The sequence below is a fragment of the Streptomyces sp. NPDC004561 genome (assembly GCF_053602155.1).
On the sequence record NZ_JBSGDB010000825.1, the window covers coordinates 1 to 2,112 of the forward strand.

Annotated in this window: 2 protein-coding genes; both read left to right on the forward strand. The window is 72.3% G+C overall.

The features are described from left to right. On the forward strand, nt 1–587 hold a 587-nt coding region (locus tag ACWEN3_RS45760), incomplete at its 5' end, for a nitronate monooxygenase (protein ID WP_452984276.1). Further along, on the forward strand, nt 584–2,112 hold a 1,529-nt coding region (locus ACWEN3_RS45765; protein WP_452984278.1), incomplete at its 3' end, for an acyl-CoA synthetase. The genes ACWEN3_RS45760 and ACWEN3_RS45765, both read left to right, overlap by 4 nt.

Consider the following 2,112-nt stretch of genomic DNA (forward strand, 5'->3'; position numbering starts at 1 on the left):
GGAGATGGGCGCCCGCGGCATCGGTCACATCCGCTACCTCGCCGGCCTCACCCCGCCCCGAGATCGCCACCATGGTGCTCACCCCCGAGGTCGTGGACGCCGTGCACCCGCTCCCCGTGCTGGCGGCCGGCGGCATCGGCAGCGGACAGCAGGTGGCGGCCGCCCTCGCGCTCGGCGCCCAGGGCGTGTGGCTGGGCTCCCTCTGGCTGACCACCACCGAGGCCGACCTGCACTCGCCCGCCCTGACCCGCAAACTGCTCGCCGCCGGCTCCGGGGACACCGTCCGCTCCCGCGCCCTGACCGGGAAGCCGGCGCGCCAGCTGCGCACCGAGTGGACCGACGCCTGGGACGACCCGGCCGGCCCCGGCACCCTCCCGATGCCCCTGCAGGGCCTGCTGGTCGCCGAGGCGCTCTCCCGCATCCAGAAGTACGAGGTCGAACCGCTGCTCGGCACCCCCGTCGGCCAGATCGTCGGCCGGATGAACGGCGAACGCGACGTCCAGGCGGTCTTCGACGACCTCACCCGCGGCTTCGAACGGGCCGTGGACCGCATCAACCGCATCGCCGGAAGGAGCGGCCAGTCGTGAACACACCCCCTGCCGGCTTCTGGGCGCAGGCCGCCCAGGACCCCGGCCGCACGGTCCTGATCGCCCCCGACGGCGAGACATGGACGGCCGGACGTCTGCACACCGCCGCCAACCGGCTGGTCCACGGGCTGCGCGCGGCCGGCCTGGAGCGTGGCGACGTCTTCGCCGTCGTCCTGCCCAACGGCGTCGAACTCCTCACCGCCTACCTGGCCGCCACCCAGGCCGGCCTCTACCTCGTCCCGGTCAACCACCATCTGGTCGGCCCCGAGATCGCCTGGATCGTCTCCGACTCCGGCGCGAAGGTGCTCATCGCCCACGAGCGCTACGCAGGCGCCGCGCGCGCCGCCGCCGACGAGGCGGCCCTCCCGGCCACCCACCGCTACGCGGTCGGCGCCGTCGAGGGCTTCCGGCCCTACCACCAACTCCTGGACGGGCAACCGGAGTCCGCGCCCTTTGGCCGGGAACTTGGCTGGGTCATGAACTACACCTCGGGGACGACCGGACGCCCGCGCGGCATCCGCCGCCCACTGCCCGGCAGGTCCCCCGAGGAGGCCTATCTCGGCGGCTTCCTCGGCATCTTCGGCATCAAGCCGTTCGACGGCAACGTCCACCTCGTCTGCTCGCCGCTCTACCACACGGCCGTCCTGCAGTTCGCGGGCGCGTCCCTGCACATCGGCCACCCCCTGGTGCTGATGGACAAGTGGACCCCCGAGGAGATGCTGCGGCTCATCGACACCCACGGGTGCACCCACACCCACATGGTCCCGACCCAGTTCCACCGCCTGCTGGCCCTCCCGGACGACGTGCGGGGCCGCTACGACGTGACCTCCATGCGGCACGCCATCCACGGCGCCGCCCCCTGCCCGGACCATGTGAAGCGGGCCATGATCGACTGGTGGGGGCACTGCGTGGAGGAGTACTACGCGGCCAGCGAGGGCGGAGGAGCCTTCGCCACCGCCGAGGACTGGCTGAAGAAGCCCGGCACGGTCGGCAGGGCCTGGCCGATCAGCGAACTCGCGGTCTTCGACGACGACGGCGACCGGCTGCCGCCCGGCCGACTAGGCACCGTCTACATGAAGATGAGCACCGGCGGCTTCGCCTACCACAAGGACGAGGCCAAGACCCGCAAGAACCGCATCGGCGACTTCTTCACCGTCGGCGACCTCGGCTACCTGGACGAGGACGGCTACCTCTTCCTCCGCGACCGCAAGATCGACATGATCATCTCCGGCGGCGTCAACATCTACCCCGCTGAGATCGAGTCCGTCCTGCTCTCCCACCCGGCCGTCGCCGACGCCGCCGCCTTCGGCATCCCGCACGACGACTGGGGCGAGGAGGTCAGGGCCGTCGTGGAGCCGGCCGCCGGGCACGAGCCGGGCCCGGACCTGGCCGCGGCCCTCCTCGGCCACTGCGCGGAGCGGCTCGCCGGCTACAAACGGCCCAGGAGCGTCGACTTCATCGCCGAAATGCCCCGCGACCCCAACGGCAAGCTCTACAAGCGGCGGCTGGGGGAGGTTCGACGGCG